This window comes from Bacillus cereus group sp. BcHK124, assembly GCF_027712065.1.
Taxonomy (GTDB): domain Bacteria; phylum Bacillota; class Bacilli; order Bacillales; family Bacillaceae_G; genus Bacillus_A; species Bacillus_A pacificus.
The window spans coordinates 13222-33224 of sequence record NZ_JAQFPJ010000011.1 but is presented as its reverse complement, the minus strand read 5'-3'; the positions used below and the strand labels follow the sequence as shown (position 1 = coordinate 33224).

The following is a 20003-nucleotide window of genomic DNA, read 5'->3' as shown; positions in this document are numbered from 1 at the left end:
ATACAATTATCATTTCGTAAATTTTATATGTTAAGATATTTTTAGTACATTGTGCCTCTGATTTTTCAAGACATTTCTCTATCATAAATAAAAAACCAAAAAGCACTTAAATTGATAGGCCTTTTGGTGATAGATAGATTTATAAAATGAAACTTTAATCAGTGTGGATTAGCCTTCACCAACTTTTGAGGTGGAAGCCTTACTGCCCACCAATAGCGGGCTAGAACTAAACAATTGAATTATTAATTAACCAATCAGTAAATAATTTATTTCCTTCACACTCATCTAGATCTTTTGTATGAACATGGAAAATTTCATATCCATACTTATCATAGAATGGATACTGAGAAAATTGATGATTTGATAAATCATCATAGGAAGAAATATCAAAATACACTACCCATAAATTTTCATTACATACTTTATAAGCTATAGCCTCATATGTAAAAACCTCTTCTATATCCCCGTAATAAAATAAATGCATATGAATCGAATCGTCAAAGTTATATTTTTTCATAGATATAAGCTCCTTAGACATTATCTAAAATATTTATGTGCACTAACATTAGGAGGACTATGATAATGTAAGATAGGACCTTTTCCATCAATATAATGATAATCTATGGCAAAAACTCGGTTACCAGTAGCTTTAGAACGTACTTGTATTATCATTCCACCCTTAGCTGCTTCTAAAATATATTGCTTCGGAGAATTGAGTGCCTTTTGTACATATGGACGCGCAACCGCCCAGGCTTTATCCGCAGCAGTTCTACCTACTTTTGAAACTAATACTCTTAATGCACCAAGAACAATAGCAGGCAATATCTCCTGCTTAACAACCAATTCGCCAGTAAAAGGATTTTTTTCAACAACAGATTCAACCCTTAGTTTACTTACTTCCTCCTCTAGTTGTAAAAAAACAGGGTCATTTACTAAAAACCCATACTCTTTTTCAAAATTTTCAAAATCGAAGTCAGAAGTATCAACCTTTGATAAATCAATGCCTAGATTGATTTCAGGGATATACTCCGTTACAATACCATCTTCTTCCGTTTCAATACTTGCATCAGCAATTGATGGTAAAGTAAAGCTCAGCAATAATGCAGCAGAAATCATCCCCGTGATAAATTTCTTTTTCATCTACCATTCTCCCTCCTAAATATATAACAGCAGAAAACAATAAAAATACACTTTTATTATCTCGCATTTTAAATAATAAAATATTAAGAAAAATTTAACTAGTCTATTAATAATCATCAATATTTGTTACTATCAATTTGTATAAAACAATTATTTAATGACATTTAAAATAAATCTCATAACTAATTCATTCGGTGCAAATATAGAGCAATTTATATAATTAATAATTCCTTTTCGTTCCTATTTCAAGTAATCGCCTTTATCAACTGCTTAAAAAGAATGGTCTTAAATCTCATCGATATAAGAAGGTACCATTTTTTATAATCCGATATTGTGTATAAAACAACGATAAAGCATAGACAAGTACCCAATAAAAAAATCGCACTTTAATAAGCTTTTTTAGCACCCCTACTTTTATTTGTTAGTTTAAAGACAATCCGATTTCGTATCCATTGATTTATTTCGCTAGCTTGATAGGCGGCCAATCATGAAAAAAAGCTATCTACTTCAGATAGCTTTTTCTCTATTCCTGAACCGTCACAATAACCCCATCCATATTATTCCCCGAAACTTCATACTGCTTATTCGCTGGAACATTCACTGTCCTGTTCCCGGATACTTTATAATAAGACACCGTATATTTCTTACCTTCCACATCGGTTGTAATTTCTTTTTTCTCTTTCAAGAAGTCTAAGTATTCCTCTAATGTCATTTTCTTTTTTTGCATAATCGCACTATGAGGTAAGCCGACATAACGAATGTGCCACGGCTCATATTGAATGCCTGTAATATTGCTTTTATTTTTCGGATAACGTAAAACAAAGCCGTGCTTCCATACGTTCTCTTCAATCCATTTTCCTTCAGGCGCTTTTTCCATTTTCTTTTGCGTCGATCCAACGTCCAGTGATAATCCTAAATTATGTTCACTATATCCTGCTGGGAGTGCATAATCAGATCCCATGTCTTTATATAATTTACTTTGTTCTTTAAAATCTCTATACCCGCTATTCATTAAGAAATGTTGTACACCATCTTTTCCAGCCGCATCGACAACGTTCAAAAACTTTTTTACAACCTCCTTTGATAAACGAAGATTTCTATCAAATATTACGTAGCCTCTCACTAATTCACTACTGTGATTTACATTTATAATGTCAGACCTAATACTATCTTTTTTCACTGGGTAGTCTTTGTTAACTAATAATAGATCCCCTTTATAAATTTCTTCTTTTGTAACCTCTACCTTTTTCATATTTTCATTCTTTACTGCACTATTTTCCTCGCCGATTTTCACATCAATTTCTTTTTGAAATAACGGTGATATATAAACGCCTACACAGATTGTGCATGCGATAAAAAAAGAAATAAATACCCACTTTTTCATTTCTAGTTCCTCCTTAACGTAACTTACGTCTAGAATAGAAAAAACTATTAAAATAAAAAGTGGGATAAAGTTTAAATTTTTATTAAATTGTTACGTTCTCGTCTTTTGGCAATCGCACTTCAAACATTGTTCTAACTACATTACTTTCAGCAGAAATCGTACCGTTATGCTGTTCAACAATATTTTTCGCAATAAATAGCCCAAGGCCTGTCCCGCCACGGTTCTCAGTTCTCGATTTATCACCTGTATAAAACATATCAAAAACATACGGTAAATCTTCTTCTGGAATGCTATCTCCATAATTTATAACTTGTACGACAACTTCTCCATTATCGATATACCCATTCAAATCAACAAATTGCCCATCATATCCGTAACGAACAGCATTTGTTAACAAGTTTTCAAATACTCTAGCTAACAATTTTCCATCACCGTTAATCGGCAAATGAGGATCAACATTCAATCTAGCTTCTAAATGATGTTTTTCTAATAACGGATACAATTCCTCATGTAACTGTATAAGTAGCTCACTTATATCAATCGGCTTTTTATCCAGCTTTAGCATGCCATAATTCATACGTGTAATTTCAAATAGCTCATCAATTAAACTTTCGAGCCTTTGCGATTTCGTATATGCAATTGTAGAGAAATGTTTAATTTGTTCCTTCGTTAAATTTTCATCTTTAAGAATTAAATCTAAATATCCTAACACGGATGTTAATGGTGTTCTTAAATCGTGAGCTAAGTTAACAATAAGCTGATCTTTACTACTTTCCGCAAAGTCTCCTCGTTCCACTGCTTCTTTTAACTTTTCACTCGCAACATTTATTTCACGTGCGATATCTCCAAACTCATCATTTGATGAAACGCGCACTTCATTTGTAAAATCTCCATTCGCCAAATGATGAATTCCGTTTGAAATCTCATCAAAATATTTTAAATACGGTCTAGTAAGGAAGAAGAAAAACATAATGGACAGAGGTATGAAGATAATTAAAAAGAAATTAACATCCCCAATTTGTCTTATTATCGACCGGACTTGAGCTAACGAATCCTCAAAACGAACGACTAATTTATAATAGATCCGTAACCCTTCATAAATGATATACGTTACGCCAGCAGCACATATCATACTTAACGCAAATAGCATAACCATCTTCGAGCGAAAACTTCTCATCTTGTTAGCCATTGAAACTATAACCTACTCCCCACACTGTTTTTATTAACTTATTCTTTCTTTTATCTTCCCCAAGTTTTTTCCGCAACGTACGAATATGTACCATAACTGTATTTCCGCCTTCAAAATAATCATCGGCCCATACTTGCTGAAAAATATTTTCCACATTGTACACTTTCTTCGGGTGACTCGCTAATAAATATAAAATATCAAACTCTTTCGGTGTTAATTCAACTTGTTCTCCGTACACATTTACCGTTCTTCGCTCAGGATCAATAACGACTCCTCCTACCTCTAAAGCAGATTTATTCTCCGCCACTTTCGGCTGATTTAACGTAAGAAATCGGCGTAATTGTGCATTTACACGTGCGACTAATTCAATCGGTGTAAAAGGTTTCGTCATATAATCATCTGCGCCTAGCACAAGACCTGTCACCTTATCAAAATCAGACGTTTTCGCACTTAAGAAAATGATTGGCATATGATGCTTCGCGCGAATTTGGCGCGTCACTTCATACCCATCCATTTTCGGCATCATAATATCTAAAACCACTAAGTCGATTGGCTGCGTTTCAATAATATGAATTGCCTCTTCTCCATCAGCTGCTTTCACGACGTGGTACCCTTCTTTTTCTAAATGTATCTCAATTAAATCAGCAATTTCTGCCTCATCATCCGCTATTAAAATGGAAATGCGCTTCATTTTACTCCCCCTTTTATACGCTCGATTGTAAACTAGTCTATCCAATTTGTACAATACGAAAAGGTTACTCGCGGGAGTAACCTTTGTAAATAAAATTATATCAGCGATTTTCCAAATATATCGAACACAACTTGAATTATATCGACGTTTCGACAAGGAATATCGACTTACCGACAATTAACGACGAAATTCGCCCACTATTTTAAAGAATCCATTCACCGCTCAAAAACAATCCGCTGCTTCGTGATTTCCGCCAGCCTTCCGCGATCTACTTCATACTCAGCGTCAACACTTTGCGGCACCATCACTTTTCCGCCCTCAAGCGTCACTTCTGGTGAAATAATATCCTCCTCCCAATGTCTACTAGAAGCGGATATATCTCCTGGAATCGTAAAGTTCGGCAATGAGGCAAGCGCAACATTTTGCGCTCGTGAAATTCCCATCTCCACCATACCGCCGCACCAAACTGGTATGTTATGTTCCATACAATAATTATGAATTTGGATCGATTCTGTTAATCCGCCCACTCGCCCCGGTTTAATATTAACGATTTGGCAACTACCAAGTGTAATCGCAACGCGCGCGTCTTCTAAACTATGGATACTTTCGTCTAAACAAATCGGCGTTTCAATCTTCTTCTGTAGCTGTGCATGATCAAGAAAATCGTAATCTGCTAGTGGTTGCTCAATCATCATCAATTGGAATTCATCTAGTCGTTTCAGACTCTCCGTATCCGCTAATGTATACGCTGAATTGGCATCAGCCATTAACGGGATATGCGGAAACTCTTTACGTATTTCTTTTAATAACTCATAATCATGCCCTGGCTTTATTTTCACTTTAAAACGCTCGTATCCTTCTTCAGCGTACTTCTCGATTTGTTTTAACATAACCGGAATCGTATTAAGCCCAATTACAACACCGACTTCAATTTCAGACTTCGTTCCGCCAAGCACTGTCGCTAACGATTTCTTTTGACGCTTCGCATATAAATTCCAAACAGCCCCTTCAATTCCCGCCTTTGCCATTCGGTTTCTTTTTATATGCTGAAACAAGCTCGGCACTTCATTCGGATGAGAAATGTCAGCCTTTAATAAATCCGGTATTAAAAAATCTTGCAGTACATGCAGCGCGGTTTTCACTGTTTCTTCCGTATACCACGGTTCAGAAAATGCAACGACTTCACCAAATCCAATATGTCCGTCCGTATCTTCTAATTCAATGACGATACTTTCACGCTTTTCATACGTTCCGTAGCTTGCAGCAAACGGGATTACGAGTGGCATTTCCGTTATATGAAGTGTCGCTTTTTTTATTTCCACTTACATCTCCTCCACTAATTGTCTTAACTCTCGTCTTAACAATTTTTTCGAAGCGTTTCGTGGTAATTCCTCTAAGAAACATGCTTTTTTCGGCACTTTATATTTCGCTAATTTCTCCTCGCAAAAGTGAATAATTTCTTCTTCTGTTACCTCTCCGCTTTTTACAACAAAAGCAGCGGGTACTTGTCCCCATTTATCATCAGTCATACCGACAACACCAGCTTCCGCTACCGCCGGATGAGAAAGTAACACTTCTTCAATTTGGGCCGGATATATATTTTCCCCACCAGAAATAATTAAATCACTTCGGCGATCTAATACGTATAAAAATCCTTCTTCGTCTAAATAACCGAGGTCGCCAGTATGAAGCCATCCGTTTTGAATTGTTTCGCGCGTCGCATCTTCACGGTTAAAGTAACCACCTGTTACGTTCGGTCCTTTTACTACGATTTCGCCTTCTGTAAATGCCGGCACTACGACGCCATCTTTTTCAATACGAAGTCGGCACTGAAATAGTGGTTTTCCAGCTGATCCTACTTTCGTTAACATATAATCTGCGGACAACGTACAAATTTGCGACGACGTTTCTGTCATACCGTACGTTTGATATACAGGAATTCCTTTTTCTACACACATTTCTAATATTGGTTTCGGCGCTGGTCCTCCGCCAAGTAACATGCATCGTAAAGAAGATGGGTATGTCTCTGCCCCAAGTCGCTCTAATAAATCAGTTAACATTTTAGAAACGACAGAGATAATTGTTACGCCTCTCGTTTGAAGTGCTTTATGAATAAAATCAGCATCATATTTCGGAACGAGTAAAATGCGCATGCCGTACATAATGTTTTTCATTAAAAGAGATAGCCCACCAACGTGGAACATCGGCATACAAGCTAACCAGCAATCATCATCACGAAGGCCTAAATTAAGCGAAGAACCAACTGCGCTTGCCCAATGATTGCCGTACGTTAAAATAACGCCTTTCGGTTTGCCTGTCGTCCCAGACGTATAAATAATTGTCATTGCTTCTTCTAAAGAAAACTCTTCTTGTATAGAGGCTTCCTCTTTTGGTCCATTCATCACTTCAGCGAATGAATATACAGGAATATCTTTAGCATCAAAGTCTTGATCTGTCACTAAACAAATAACTTCAGCATCATCCATTTGCCAAAGTAGCTCTTCTCTTGAAAGACGCGTATTTAAAAGCACAGCTACTGCACCTACGTAAGATAGGGCGTGAATAACTGTAATCATCTCCATACCATTTTTCATCAGAACAGCCACCTTTTGCCCACGCTTCACTCCAACATGCGTAAGGTGTTCGCAAACAGATACTACTTTTTCATGCAGCTGCATAAAAGTAACTTTCTCTTCCTCTATTTCAATTGCAGTGCGATCTGGTGTTAAAAATGCACGTTGCATTAACCAATTTGGCATCGTCTCCATCACTCATTCTCCTTTCATGAAAGAAAGAGACTTGATATGACATCAAGTCTCTTAGTTGTTTTGTTTCCGGTTTGATCATTTGGTTGCGACTCACTTTGTGGGCGAGCTGCTTCCGTCTAAGAACCTTAGCCAACGAGGCTAAACAGTCGGCTCCGCTTTTGATCACGGGAAACGAGGGAATTGACCGAAGTCTGGACGGCGTTTTTCTTTGAACGCGTCGCGACCTTCTTTTGCTTCGTCAGTTGTGTAGTACAATAACGTTGCATCTCCAGCTAGTTGTTGAATACCAGCTAGACCGTCTGTGTCTGCGTTGAATGCAGCTTTTAGGAAACGAAGTGCCATTGGGCTGTTTGCTAAAATTTCTTCTGCCCATTGTACTGTTTCTGCTTCAAGTTGTTCTAATGGTACTACTGTATTTACTAAGCCCATATCAAGCGCTTCTTGCGCGTTGTATTGACGGCATAGGTACCAAATTTCGCGAGCTTTCTTGTGGCCTACCATACGAGCTAAGTAACCAGCTCCGTATCCACCGTCAAAGCTTCCTACTTTAGGACCTGTTTGTCCGAATACAGCGTTGTCTGCAGCAATTGTTAAGTCACATACGATATGAAGTACGTGTCCACCACCGATTGCATAACCTGCTACCATTGCGATAACTGGTTTAGGAATTGCGCGAATTAGACGTTGTAAGTCTAATACATTTAAACGAGGGATTTGGTCGTCACCTACATATCCACCATGACCGCGAACTTTTTGGTCGCCGCCTGAACAGAATGCACGTCCACCTTCACCTGTTAAAATGATAACGCCAACATTTGCATCATCACGAGCATGTGCAAAAGCGTCGATTAACTCCATTACCGTTTTAGGACGGAATGCGTTATGTACTTCAGGGCGGTTAATCGAAATCTTTGCGATACCATTGTATGTTGAATAAATAATATCTTCGTAATTGCCTTCTTTTACCCATTCAATAGCCATTACAACTACCTCCTTGTATATTTCTGATCTCCTCTATAAGTGCAACTTCATTCTTAACTGAAAAAAGCATCACTGCATAGTTTTTAGAAATCCCTTTACTATTGTATCAAAATTTTCCGGTTGTTCCACATGAATTGCATGGCCAGCGCCATCAATTTTGACAAATTTCGCGTCAGAGACGCATTTTTCGATATTTTTTAATATGCGAAAGAACTTTTCATCATGCTCACCGTTCATTAAAAGAACAGGCATTTTTAAGTTTTGCAGCTCATTCCACCATGAAGGCTGAGCCCCTGTTCCCATGCCGCGCAAGCTATTTGCAAGCCCTTTTGGATTGTTAGCGAGTCGTTCTTTTCGCACTGCTTCTTGTACGTTTTGTGCTAAACTTTTTTGCGTTTCAAACAGCGGAATATTTTCCCACATCGATACAAAACTTTCGATGCCTTCTCGCTCAATTTTTTGAGCAAGTCGCTCATCTTTTTCACAGCGTTCTTTTCGCTCATCTTCACTTTCAAGCCCAGCTGTACAGTTTTCTAATAAAAGAGAACGTACATATTCTGGATATAGACACGCCATCGTAATCGCCAGTCTACCGCCCATTGAATAGCCAAGTATATGCGCCTTTTCAATATGAAGATAATCTAGTAGTTCTTTCATTTGCAATGCCGCATTTCGAATATCATAATGCGTCACATCTTCAGGACTTTCCGTTTTTCCGTGCCCAACAATATCTACTAAAATGACTTGAAACTGCTCGCTCCAAGAAGGAATGAAGGAACGCCACGTTTCCATACTTCCCGTAAAACCATGAAGAAGTAGAAGTGGTTCTCCGCTTCCGACTACTTCATATTCATACGATAAACCTTGCAGCGTTACGTTCATTTTGATTCACCTTGCAACGATGTAGTAATGACGTCCTGTGTTTTTGCCCATAACGTACGGTGCAACGTTAAGTTTTCATCACGGTTCGTACAAATTTCCACAACGTGTAAACCTTCTGTCGTCGTTCCTTTTTGTACCTCTTCACGGAATTGCTCCCAACCATTTACACGGCTAAATGAACCACCGTACATGTTGACAACATGCTCATAGTCAAGCCCAATTGGAGTTCCAAATAATGATTCGAAATGTTCCTTTTTCTCATATTGTGGTAAGAATGAGAAAATACCACCACCGTCATTATTTACAACAACAATCGTTATATTTAACTCATGTAATTTTGCGGCTAATAATCCGTTTAAATCATGATAAAATGATAAATCACCGATTACTAATACGAGCGGATCGCAAATCATGCTCGCTCCTAAAGCTGTCGAAATGATTCCATCAATCCCATTTACACCGCGGTTAGCCATCACTTGAATATTTTTATCCGATGTGAAAAAGAATGAATCTGTATCACGAATTGGCATACTATTACTCGCAAATAACGTTGCTCCTTCTGGTAATACGCGGACAATATCCGTAATGACTCTTCCTTCAAACGCAGTATCATATGTTTCCATTTCGCGAAGCGTTTCCTTCGTTTTTTCGTTTATATGTTGCCACATTTGGGACCAATCATTCTTTTTCATAACTGGCATTTTTTCTATTAGTGCACTGCAAAATGCAATATCACTTGCTTGGACAACTTCTGTTGCAACGAGAGCTGGATCTCTCCATTGTCCTGATTCATCAACAACGATATGAACAGCTTTCGTTTGTTTTTTGATGAACTGCGTTAATGCTTTCGAAACAGGCATACCACCGAAGCGAATTATAACTTCCGGCTTCCACGTTTCTTTTAACAGCTCATTTCGTAAAAATGTATCGTAACAGTCGATTACCATCGTTTTATCGTGGTGTCCACTACGAATGTTAGAAAGTGGATCCGCTAATATTGGATATCCCGTTTTTTCAGCTAGTTGCGTTGTAAACGTTGCGATTTCTGAATGACTATCATCTCCACAAATAATAAGCCCCTTTTCCATATGTGAAAGGCGCCCTACAAGAGAATCTACATATTCACTCGGCATCACCGCATTCCCTCGCTGAACTACTCCTGTATATTCTCCGCGTCCTTTATCCCATAAACTTTCTAATGAGAAGTCCGGGATAAGCGGTTCACGAACTGGAAAATTAAGATGAACAGGTCCTTGCGGTGCTAAAAGCGCGCTCGCTATCATGCGCTGCGTTGTCATGCGAGCGTAATGATACATCGCCTCATTCGCTTCTGGAAGTGCCATCTCTGTAAATTGCTTCACAAACGTGCCGTATAAATTAATTTGATTCATCGCTTGTGGTGCACCGACATCTCTTAATTCATGCGGTCTATCTGCCGTTAAGACGATAAGCGGCACTCGCGAATGAAAAGCTTCACATACAGCTGGATAATAGTTCGCTGCAGCCGTTCCTGACGTACATAATAATGCAACAGGACGTTTTTTCGCTTTTGCGATACCGAGCGCAAAAAATCCTGCTGATCTTTCATCTACATGTAAATATGTGTTCATTCCTTCATGTTGTTCCATTAGTAGAGCAATCGGCGTTGACCGTGAGCCTGGACTAATGACAACATCACATACATTTAGACGCGTCAGTTCATCCACGAACGCGCCTAAATAATATGATAATGCTTCTATATGATTGTTCATTTCATTAATTCCTCCAAAGCACCAAGCATCGGTCTAAACTTCAAACTTGTTTCTTCATATTCAAGTTGTGGTACTGAATCAATTACAATCCCGCAACCGGCGAATAAGGATGCTTTCTCGCCATTTAATAATCCGCAGCGAAGTGCAACCGCAAATTCACCATTTCCTTCATCATCTATCCAGCCAATCGGTGCACCATATAATCCTCTGTCTAACAATTCAACATCACGAATCAGTTTCATCGCTTCCAAACGAGGTGTCCCGCCAAGAGCTGGTGTTGGATGTAATTCTTCTACCATTGTTAAAAGACTCGCATCGCCTTTTGCCTCTACAGGCGTATATAAATGAATTAAGTTTTTCGTTGTTAATAAGCCCGGACTTTCCGGAATATTAACAGATTCGCAGTGCTCATTTAATACAGACCTGATCATGTTCACAACATAACCGTGTTCAGCTAAATTCTTTTCATCATGAAGAAGCGCATCACTATTTCGCTTACTTTCTTCTATAGATTGACCATGACCAGTTGAACCAGCAAGACACATTGAAGTAAACTTCTCATCTTCTTTGCGAATTAATCTCTCTGGCGTCGCTCCTAAGAAGCATGCTCCTTTATAATCAAAAGAAAATACGTAACAATCTGGTTGCCCAATGCGAAGCGCTTCTAAAACAAGCGCAGAATCAATATGATGATCCATCTCTACTTTTAGCTCCCTCGCTAATACAACCTTCTGCACGTTCCCCTGCTTCATCTCATCTTGCACTTTCTCAATAGCCTTCATCCAGCCTTTCGGATCCACTTCTACTTTAGAAGTAACTGTTAATTTCGATCCTTCTAGTGCACATTTACTCTCCTCCAAAATTTTCTCTTCTAAAGAAACAATTTCGTTATAAAGAGTTTCTGCACAATCTGTTGCTGAAACGAATGTATTCATTGTTAACCATGCTTTTTCATTTTTTACAGTTAATAAAAATGCTGGTAGTGAAAATGTCGTATCATCAAATTCTTTCCATAAGTCTGTTTTCTCTTTTTCTTGGTCAAATGAAAATCCACCAAATAAAAGAGGACCTGTTCCAAATTCATATTTTTCTCTTTGTACAAACGATTTCTCTTTTACTTTATCCCACTCGTCACGAGCAGTTTGAAAGCGTTTGTGAGAAGCAGTTGCTATAGTGAAAACAGAACCAATTCCAGCAAATATTACATGCTGAGCTGGGTCTGCAAAATAACATCTATTTTCGAATGAGATCCTTTTTCCTGCTGCATAAAACAGAAGTGGATCCATCCAGTCTATTTGTTTTACAAAACTAACCAATATTTTTTCATCAGTTGCATGCTTAATGGCTGCACTTAGAACTTCTTGCAAGCCTTTTTGTTTCGTTTGAATCACAATTGTCTCCCCCCTATGGGCGAAAAATAGTCATAATTACGCTTGATTTTAAGATACACCTCAAACGAAAGGCCTGTCAACGTTTAGCATTTCTGAGAAATTCACCTTCTCTTCCTAGAAAATAAACGTTGACACTAAATGATGCTTTTTCTACACTTAGTTGTGTACAATATGTGACCAAAGGAGGATTCAACATGGAAATGAACGTCGAAACGAATTCCTCTCCTACGGCGCCAAAGCCAAGCAAGCAAACAGGCTGGCGCATTTGGTGGAGTTTACTACGTCCCCATACATTAACAGCAGCTTTCGTTCCTGTTTTCATCGGAACAGCCTATGCAATGCAGGTCGGAGGTATAAATCAAATACATCTCCCTCTTTTCCTTATAATGCTTCTTGCTTGTCTTCTCATTCAGGCAGCAACAAACATGTTTAATGAATACTTTGATTATAAAAGAGGACTTGATCACGAAGGTTCAGTTGGTATCGGCGGCGCTATCGTTCGCGATGGCATTCAGCCAAAAACAGTGCTTAACTTAGCATTTGGATTTTTCGGCATCGCAATACTATTAGGTGTTTATATTTGTATGAATTCTAGCTGGTGGCTTGCTGCAATCGGTCTTGTTTGTATGGCCGTTGCTTACCTTTATACGGGCGGTCCACTTCCCATTGCCTATACACCATTTGGAGAGTTAACAGCCGGATTATTTATGGGTGTCATTATTATCGGGATTTCATTCTTTATTCAAACTGGAACTGTAACATCAGAAGTCGTTTTACTATCTATTCCAAGCTCCATTTTAATTGGTGCCATTTTACTTGCTAACAATATCCGTGACTTAGATGGCGATAAAGAAAACGGTCGTAAAACGTTAGCAATTCTCGTTGGACGCGAGCGAGCAGTTGGTGTACTTGCTTCTATGTTCATCGTTTCCTACATTTGGACAATTGCTTTAATTATCGTCGGCATCGTATCACCATGGATGCTTATCGTATTTTTAAGTGCACCGAAAGCATATAAAGCGACGAAAGGCTTTATCGGCAAAAGCATTCCAATGGAAATGGTACCTGCGATGATAGCAACAGCAAAAACAAATACAATCTTCGGTCTCTTAATGGGAATCGGATTATTACTTGGATATTTCCTTTAAAAGGAGCTGCTAATGCGGCTCCTTTTTCATATACCAATTTCAGCTCATAATTCCTACTCGCAACGCTCATACTATGTAAAGAAACTGAATTGTAGGAAGGTGGACGACTATGTTAACTCCACAACAAATAAATCAATTTAAATCCGTTTTAGAAAAACAAAAGCAAGAACTAGAGCAAACGATACAAACACACGAAAATGAAGATCGTGCATCTGAACGTGAATCTGTTGGAGAGTTATCTAGCTATGATAACCATCCGGCTGATATGGCAACAGAGCTATATGAACGTGAAAAAGACTTCGGGCTTATTGAACTTTGGCATAAACAATTAGAGGATACGAAGCATGCCTTGCAAAAAATAGAAGCGGGTACGTACGGCATTTGCGAAGTATCTGGTGAAGAAATTCCATTTGAAAGATTAGAAGCAATGCCGACTGCTACAACATGCGTTGAGCACGCAACAAATAAGTTAAATATGAATACACGACCAGTCGAAGAAGAAGTATTGTCTCCTTCTTTCCATAAACATGATGAAGATCATTCTGTTGAGTACGATGCAGAAGATGCATGGCAAGATGTAGCCAATTACGGAACATCTGAAACACCATCTGATTTAGAAAGACAAGATTCGAAAAACTATAACGGCATGTACGTAAATAGTGAAGAAAACGTAGGCTACGTAGAGGATTTTGAAAACTTTATCGGTACAGATATGTATGGAAAAAATCCGCAAGTTTTCGCTACGGAAGAACATGAAGAATATGAGCAAATGCTTGATGACTTTGAAGAGCGTACCTTTAAGGGCGAATTGTCTTCAAATGATTCGAGTTCCAAAGAATAAAAAAAAGCATTCCGAAAATCGGAATGCTTTTTATCGCTAGCTAATTAGTTTTTTGTAACGTTAGCAGCTTGTGGTCCACGGTTACCTTCAACGATTTCGAAAGAAACTTCTTGACCTTCTTCTAAAGTTTTGAATCCGTCACCTTGGATAGCTGAGAAGTGAACGAATACATCGTCTCCACCTTCAACTTCGATGAAACCGAAACCTTTTTCGCTGTTGAACCATTTAACTTTACCTGTTTGCATGTCATGTACCTCCTAAATAAAAATGAAACTATGAATCCACATGAAAAGGTGGATATAAAGGACATGAATGTATAACAAGCTTACAGCCTTTAATTCAACGTGCTTTATTTCCGTACCACATTATGTAGCTCAATAGTGACTTCACTATATCACGCTATATCCAAAACGTCAAATGAGAACACTTTCATTCCATTATTTTTTTATAATTTTAATATAATGTTGAACTTCCATATTCATATTTTATCTCGCTATTTGCGGACTGCTCGATTGGTGAGAGCTGACAACCAATTTTGGGTGCTCCCACTTTATTTGAAAATTAACAAAACTAAAGTATTCTAATCCTATTAAATTCTGTACAATATAAATATCTATTACATACGAGGTGAAAAAAATGAGAGCACATGAAATCGAGTATAAATTATACGGCGATGATATGCAGTTTGTTGAAATTGAGTTAGACCCAGAAGAAAGCGTGATCGCAGAAGCTGGCGCAATGATGATGATGGAAGATTACATAGAAATGGAAACAATCTTCGGCGATGGTTCTGGCCCATCTGGAGGTTTATTCGGAAAATTAATGGGCGCTGGTAAGCGTCTCGTGACAGGCGAAAGCATGTTTATGACTGTATTTACAAATACAGGTCACGGCAAGCGTCACGTATCCTTTGCTGCTCCTTATCCGGGTAAAATTATTCCTGTAGATTTAACAGAATATCAAGGAAAAGTAGTTTGTCAAAAAGATGCATTTCTTTGTGCCGCAAAAGGCGTTTCTATCGGAATCGAGTTTACGAAAAAAATCGGAACTGGTTTCTTCGGCGGTGAAGGTTTCATCATGCAGAAACTTGAAGGTGATGGACTTGCTTTCATGCATGCAGGCGGAACTGTATATAAGCGTGAATTAAAACATGGCGAAAAACTTCGCATCGATACAGGTTGTCTCGTTGCCATGACAAAAGACATTAACTACGATGTCGAGTTCGTTGGAAAAGTAAAAACAGCTCTATTTGGCGGCGAAGGTTTATTCTTCGCAACGTTAGAAGGACCTGGAACAGTTTGGATTCAGTCCTTAACACTTAGCCGCTTAGCAGCACGTCTGACAAGCCCAGCAGCGCAAAGCACTGGTGAAGGCAGCGTTTTAGGTGGACTTGGTCGTTTATTAGATGGAAAAGAGTAAAAAGGGCCCTTATAGGGCTCTTTTTATTTAGGTGGACTATACAAACCACTTTGAATCATATAATACTCCATCGCTTCGTTAAGCCATGCCTCTTCTTCTTCCGTATAAGGAGATGGCATCATATTATTATATTGTTCTTGTGCATTCTCTAATTTACCTAGAGAATACATTGTCTCTTCACCAACATACTTAAGAGTCGCCTTCATATGTTCATCAACCAATTTTTGCACTTCTGAATCCTCAATTTGTCTTCCGAATAACCTTTTCACTTCTTTTGCTAAACGCACAAACTCTTTATCAAGTGCCAGACTCTCTTCTTCTGGTTTATTATATAATCCATCAACTGTTTCTTTTGATACATATTCTTCAAGCCATAAACGTTGTTCAGTTTCTTTTTGAATGCTGTTAATTAGACTCATTAATATGTCACTATCCAACTCTTCATCTTCCTTAAGACATACCATTGTTCGTTCAAGCGCCTTAATCGAAACTTCAATTTGTTTTCTTTTTTCTTCAAAGGCTTTTCTTTGTTGCTCCAATGTTTCTTTTAAACTTACATTCAAACTTGGCATTTTCAGCATGACGCTTATTTCTTCTAAACTATATCCTAATACTTTAAGGCTCACTATTTTTTGCAGCTCTAATATATCTTTTCCTTTGTACACACGGTGACCAGAGCTAACATTCTTTTCAGGTTTAAGTAATCCAATTTCATCGTAATATTGGAGCGTTCGTTTCGTTGTACCTGTTCCCCTTGAAAACTCACCAATTGAATAGCCTTCTCTTTTGCTCATCTTACACTCCTCCTAACAGTATGTTTACAAAAATCATACTCCCTCACGTAACTGTAGGTTCAAGCTTTTTTTCTAAAAGAATGAATCAAGTCCCTCACTGCATATATTGAACTATACCTTTTCTTAAGGAGGCTCCCTTAATGCGTACTCCTTTATCCTTTGATAAAGATACCGCCATACTGTTAGCTTCTTGTTGTGAGTTAACATATGAACAATATAAACAAAATGGGATTTTTGAAATACCAGATGGTTTTCAATATGTACAAGGCTTTCAAGGAAAAACCATTCAAACGACAGAATGGTTCGGATTCATACTAGAATCTGAGGATACCGTTATTATAGCTTTTCGCGGGACACAAACAGATACAGACTGGATTATCGATTCACTCGTTAACCAAAAACCATATCCATATGCTTTAAATAGCGGAAATGTCCATAACGGCTTTCTTTCCATTTATGAATCTTGCCGAGATTCTATTATGGATATGCTCGTATCGTTACCAGCCCATAAGAAACTTCTTGCAACCGGTCATAGCTTAGGCGGCGCACTCGCTACACTACATATACTCGATGCGCGTATAAACACTGCCTTCGCACAGTACGGTCTGTATACATTTGCCTCCCCAAAAGTGGGAGATATTGCATTTCGTAATTATTATAAACTACAAGTAGCTAGTAGCTTTCGTTTCGTCAACTTATTTGATGTCGTTCCACTTCTTCCTCCTCGAAACATAAATTTTAATGACCAAGACTGGGAATATGCACACGTTCATCACAACATGACTTTTACAAAAAACACAAAATCTATTACAAATAATCATGCCATGACAACATACAAAACATGTCTGACTTCTCATTTTTAACCAGTAAACAATTGGAAATTAAATATCCTTATACTATAATAATATATGAAGTTACTTTTGGATGAGGGGACCTTACATGCTAAAATTTATCTTCGCACTTTTTCTCATTGTAATTTTTACGTTTACAGGTTTCTTTACATTTTCATACTTTGCGACAGGAGAATATGGTGGAACGGGTGTAATATATACTGCGATCCCATTTCTTTCTTAAGCAAAAAAGAAAACCGAGCTTAATGAGTTTAAGCTCGGTTTATTTATTAGTGTCAATTTTTGTCGGTAAATCGATATATCTTAAAAATCGCTGATATAAATTTCATATAATCTTTTCCAACGTAGCAATCTCTTTAAATTTGCGTAACTGTATTACCAATACCCCAAATCTCATTACTATACTGTAAAATCGTTCGATCGCTCGCAAAATGACCAGATTGTGCAATATTTAAAATCGACATTTCGAGCCACTTCGTTCGGTTCTCATAAGCTCTACCAACAGCTTCTTGCTTTTCCGCATATGGGCCAAAATCTCGCAGAACGAAATATTCATCATTTTGAATAACGAGAGAATCGTAAATTGCTTCAAATTCAGCTCCCGACTGTGCAAAGAAACCATTCGTTAACTGGTCTACTACCTTCTTAATGTGCCCATTGTGGTGGTAATAATCACTTGCACGATATCCACCATTTTGATAGTAATGAAGAACCTCTTCGGCCGTTAAACCGAAAATGAAACAGTTATCATCACCGACTCTATCTTTTATTTCAATATTCGCTCCGTCTAACGTGCCGAGCGTAATCGCACCATTCATCATAAATTTCATATTGCCTGTTCCGGATGCTTCTTTACTCGCCGTTGAAATTTGTTCACTTACATCGGCCGCTGGGAATATATCTTCCGCTACAGACACTCGATAGTTTTCTAGAAAGATAACTTTCATATATTGGCTTACGTACGGATCGTTATTCACTTTCCTTGCAAGTTCATTTATTAATTTAATAATTTTTTTCGCATAGTAATAGCCAGGTGATGCTTTCGCTCCAAAAATAAAAGTACGCGGATAAAATGTAAAACTAGCATCCTCTTTCAAACGGTTATACAAATATAAAATATGAAGAACATTTAATAATTGTCGCTTGTAAGCATGTAGCCTTTTTACTTGCACATCAAAAATAGAATTAGGATCAATTGTAATCCCCATTGTATTATGAATGCGCGCTGCTAAAATCTCTTTGCGCTCTTGTTTTACCTCTGCAAATTTCTCTTGGAAACTCGCATCGTATTGAACTAATTGTAGCTCTTGAAGCTTAATCGGTTCTTTCTTCCACTCTGTTCCAATCGCCTCTGAAATAAGGTTTGTCAGCTGTGGATTCGCCTTCATTAACCAGCGTCTATGAGCGATTCCATTCGTTTTATTATTAAACTTATCTGGATAAAACTCATAAAACAATCGCATTTCACGTTGTTTTAAAATTTCCGTATGAATTTTTGCTACACCATTTACGCTATGACTACCGACAATTGCTAAATGAGCCATTTTCACAAGATCATGCGCAATAATCGCCATCTCTTCAATACGATGCCATTCATACGGATAACGCTCCCAAAGTTCATGACAGAAACGTTCATTAATCTCTTCAATAATCATATAAATTCTCGGTAATAACGGTTTAAAAATGTGAATTGGCCACTTCTCAAGCGCTTCTGATAACGTCGTATGATTCGTATAAGAAATCGTTTGCGTCGTTATGTGCCAAGCTTCTCCCCATGCTAGTTTTTCTTCATCTAATAAAATACGCATCAGTTCTGGAATCGCCAAAACTGGATGTGTATCATTAATATGAATCGCAATTTTCTCATGTAATTGACGAAGGTCACCATATCTTTCTCTATGCATACGAACGATATTTTGCAAGCTTGCTGATACGAGGAAATACTGTTGTTTCAAACGAAGTATTTTCCCCTCATCATGCGTATCATCTGGATATAAAAACTCCGATACCGCTTCTGTTTCACGCTTATATTTCAAAATATCTTTGCAATTTTGTGGGAAAGGAACTGGTTCCGCATTCCAAAGTCTAAGTGTATTTACAGTACTCGTCTCATAACCTACTACTGGAACGTCATATGGTACGGCCATAATTACTTCTGCATTTGTATGCCTGAATTCTAAACGCCCATCAATGTAGAGCGGTTCAACATTGCCGAAATAACTTACTTCTACAGCTTGATCATGCCTTCTTACTTCCCATACATTTTCATGAAGAAGCCACTGTTCTGGAAATTCAACTTGATAACCATCAACAATTTTTTGATCAAATAAGCCGTGTTTGTAACGAATTCCGCACCCATGACCTGGTAAGTTTAAAGATGCAAGTGAATCAAGGAAACAGGCTGCTAATCGTCCAAGTCCACCATTTCCAAGACCTGCATCTGCTTCCACCTCTTCTAATTGTTGCAACGAAATTCCAAGCTCAGAAAGCCCTTGCTCACATACATCCTTGATGCCTAAATTTAATATGTTACTTCCAAGCAAACGCCCAAGTAAAAACTCAATGGATAAGTAATACATTTGCTTTCGCTCTCCAGACCGATAACTTTCATTCGTTGCAATCCATTGACTATTCATATACTCACGTACCATATACCCAAGCGTATTGTATTGATCACGAGTTGTAGATTCTTTGAAACTTTTACCATACATCGTCTCTAACTTTTCTAGAAAAGCTGATTTGAAACTTTCAACATGAGTAAACATCTCTTCAC

The 20003-nt window shown here is 37.9% G+C and carries 19 protein-coding genes and 1 pseudogene; 6 read left to right on the top strand and 14 right to left on the bottom strand.

Going from position 1 to position 20003, the window contains the following annotated elements:
* Positions 1–226 precede the first annotated feature (226 nt).
* Together PDK19_RS16950 and PDK19_RS16945 are read right to left on the bottom strand one after the other, a co-directional pair.
* Positions 227–517, bottom strand: a complete 291-nt coding sequence (locus tag PDK19_RS16950) for a DUF3986 family protein (RefSeq protein WP_000760461.1) — start codon at positions 515–517, stop codon at positions 227–229.
* 20 nt (positions 518–537) lie between these two features.
* Positions 538–1140 (bottom strand): hypothetical protein, encoded by a 603-nt coding sequence (locus tag PDK19_RS16945; RefSeq protein ID WP_000726227.1) that lies wholly within the window; start codon positions 1138–1140, stop codon positions 538–540.
* Between the two features lie 198 nt (positions 1141–1338).
* On the opposite strand from PDK19_RS16945, the pseudogene PDK19_RS27465 reads away from it, so the two are divergent.
* A pseudogene (locus PDK19_RS27465) lies at positions 1339–1530 on the top strand (hypothetical protein); the annotation flags it as partial.
* 133 nt (positions 1531–1663) lie between these two features.
* Here PDK19_RS27465 and PDK19_RS16940 read toward each other — a convergent pair.
* The 9 genes from PDK19_RS16940 to PDK19_RS16900 all read right to left on the bottom strand — a co-directional run bounded on the left by PDK19_RS16940 (position 1664) and on the right by PDK19_RS16900 (position 12177).
* Entirely contained in the window at positions 1664–2524 is an 861-nt protein-coding gene (locus tag PDK19_RS16940) for a M15 family metallopeptidase (RefSeq protein ID WP_049114089.1), read from the bottom strand.
* 82 nt (positions 2525–2606) lie between these two features.
* Positions 2607–3713: a sensor histidine kinase gene (locus PDK19_RS16935; protein ID WP_270707652.1), complete on the bottom strand. Its 1107-nt coding sequence runs from the start codon at positions 3711–3713 to the stop codon at positions 2607–2609.
* The gene (locus PDK19_RS16930; protein WP_270707650.1) at positions 3706–4404 is read right to left on the bottom strand and encodes a response regulator transcription factor; all 699 of its coding nucleotides are present in this window, start codon (positions 4402–4404) and stop codon (positions 3706–3708) included. The genes PDK19_RS16935 and PDK19_RS16930 overlap by 8 nt, the downstream gene beginning before the upstream one ends.
* Positions 4405–4619: 215 nt before the next feature.
* A complete protein-coding gene (menC, locus tag PDK19_RS16925; RefSeq protein WP_000403280.1) occupies positions 4620–5726 on the bottom strand; it encodes an o-succinylbenzoate synthase in 1107 nt (368 codons plus the stop codon).
* Complete coding sequence (locus PDK19_RS16920; protein WP_049114084.1) at positions 5727–7172, bottom strand: o-succinylbenzoate--CoA ligase; 1446 nt, start codon at positions 7170–7172, stop codon at positions 5727–5729.
* A 162-nt stretch (positions 7173–7334) separates the two neighbouring features.
* Positions 7335–8153: a 1,4-dihydroxy-2-naphthoyl-CoA synthase gene (gene menB / locus PDK19_RS16915; protein WP_000963874.1), complete on the bottom strand. Its 819-nt coding sequence runs from the start codon at positions 8151–8153 to the stop codon at positions 7335–7337.
* A 69-nt stretch (positions 8154–8222) separates the two neighbouring features.
* A complete protein-coding gene (gene menH / locus PDK19_RS16910) occupies positions 8223–9035 on the bottom strand; it encodes a 2-succinyl-6-hydroxy-2,4-cyclohexadiene-1-carboxylate synthase (RefSeq protein WP_001103342.1) in 813 nt (270 codons plus the stop codon).
* A complete protein-coding gene (menD, locus tag PDK19_RS16905; RefSeq protein ID WP_001059236.1) occupies positions 9032–10786 on the bottom strand; it encodes a 2-succinyl-5-enolpyruvyl-6-hydroxy-3-cyclohexene-1-carboxylic-acid synthase in 1755 nt (584 codons plus the stop codon). Before menD ends, menH begins: the two co-directional genes overlap by 4 nt.
* Positions 10783–12177 (bottom strand): isochorismate synthase, encoded by a 1395-nt coding sequence (locus PDK19_RS16900; RefSeq protein WP_000616755.1) that lies wholly within the window; start codon positions 12175–12177, stop codon positions 10783–10785. The genes menD and PDK19_RS16900 overlap by 4 nt, the downstream gene beginning before the upstream one ends.
* 194 nt (positions 12178–12371) lie before the next feature.
* On the opposite strand from PDK19_RS16900, the gene PDK19_RS16895 reads away from it, so the two are divergent.
* A complete protein-coding gene (locus PDK19_RS16895; protein ID WP_000425748.1) occupies positions 12372–13325 on the top strand; it encodes a 1,4-dihydroxy-2-naphthoate polyprenyltransferase in 954 nt (317 codons plus the stop codon).
* A 109-nt stretch (positions 13326–13434) separates the two neighbouring features.
* Positions 13435–14166 (top strand): yteA family sporulation protein, encoded by a 732-nt coding sequence (locus PDK19_RS16890; protein ID WP_014893448.1) that lies wholly within the window; start codon positions 13435–13437, stop codon positions 14164–14166.
* 44 nt (positions 14167–14210) lie between these two features.
* Here PDK19_RS16890 and cspD read toward each other — a convergent pair whose 3' ends face one another.
* The gene (gene cspD, locus PDK19_RS16885; RefSeq protein ID WP_001193054.1) at positions 14211–14411 is read right to left on the bottom strand and encodes a cold-shock protein CspD; all 201 of its coding nucleotides are present in this window, start codon (positions 14409–14411) and stop codon (positions 14211–14213) included.
* A 391-nt stretch (positions 14412–14802) separates the two neighbouring features.
* Between cspD and PDK19_RS16880 the strand changes: the two genes are divergently transcribed.
* Positions 14803–15585, top strand: coding sequence for a TIGR00266 family protein (locus tag PDK19_RS16880; protein ID WP_001201255.1), 783 nt, complete (start codon positions 14803–14805; stop codon positions 15583–15585).
* Between the two features lie 23 nt (positions 15586–15608).
* Here PDK19_RS16880 and PDK19_RS16875 read toward each other — a convergent pair whose 3' ends face one another.
* Positions 15609–16379 carry a MerR family transcriptional regulator gene (locus PDK19_RS16875; protein WP_000043967.1) on the bottom strand — a complete coding sequence of 257 codons (771 nt, stop codon included), beginning with the start codon at positions 16377–16379 and terminating at the stop codon, positions 15609–15611.
* 140 nt (positions 16380–16519) lie between these two features.
* Here PDK19_RS16875 and PDK19_RS16870 point away from each other — a divergent pair, with 140 nt between their 5' ends.
* Complete coding sequence (locus PDK19_RS16870) at positions 16520–17242, top strand: lipase family protein (protein WP_001260121.1); 723 nt, start codon at positions 16520–16522, stop codon at positions 17240–17242.
* A 76-nt stretch (positions 17243–17318) separates the two neighbouring features.
* A complete protein-coding gene (locus tag PDK19_RS16865) occupies positions 17319–17453 on the top strand; it encodes a hypothetical protein (protein WP_000911074.1) in 135 nt (44 codons plus the stop codon).
* Positions 17454–17586: 133 nt separating this feature from the next.
* On the opposite strand, the gene glgP is transcribed toward PDK19_RS16865, so the two are convergent.
* Complete coding sequence (glgP, locus tag PDK19_RS16860; RefSeq protein ID WP_270707646.1) at positions 17587–19995, bottom strand: glycogen phosphorylase; 2409 nt, start codon at positions 19993–19995, stop codon at positions 17587–17589.
* Between the last annotated feature and the right edge of the window lie 8 nt (positions 19996–20003).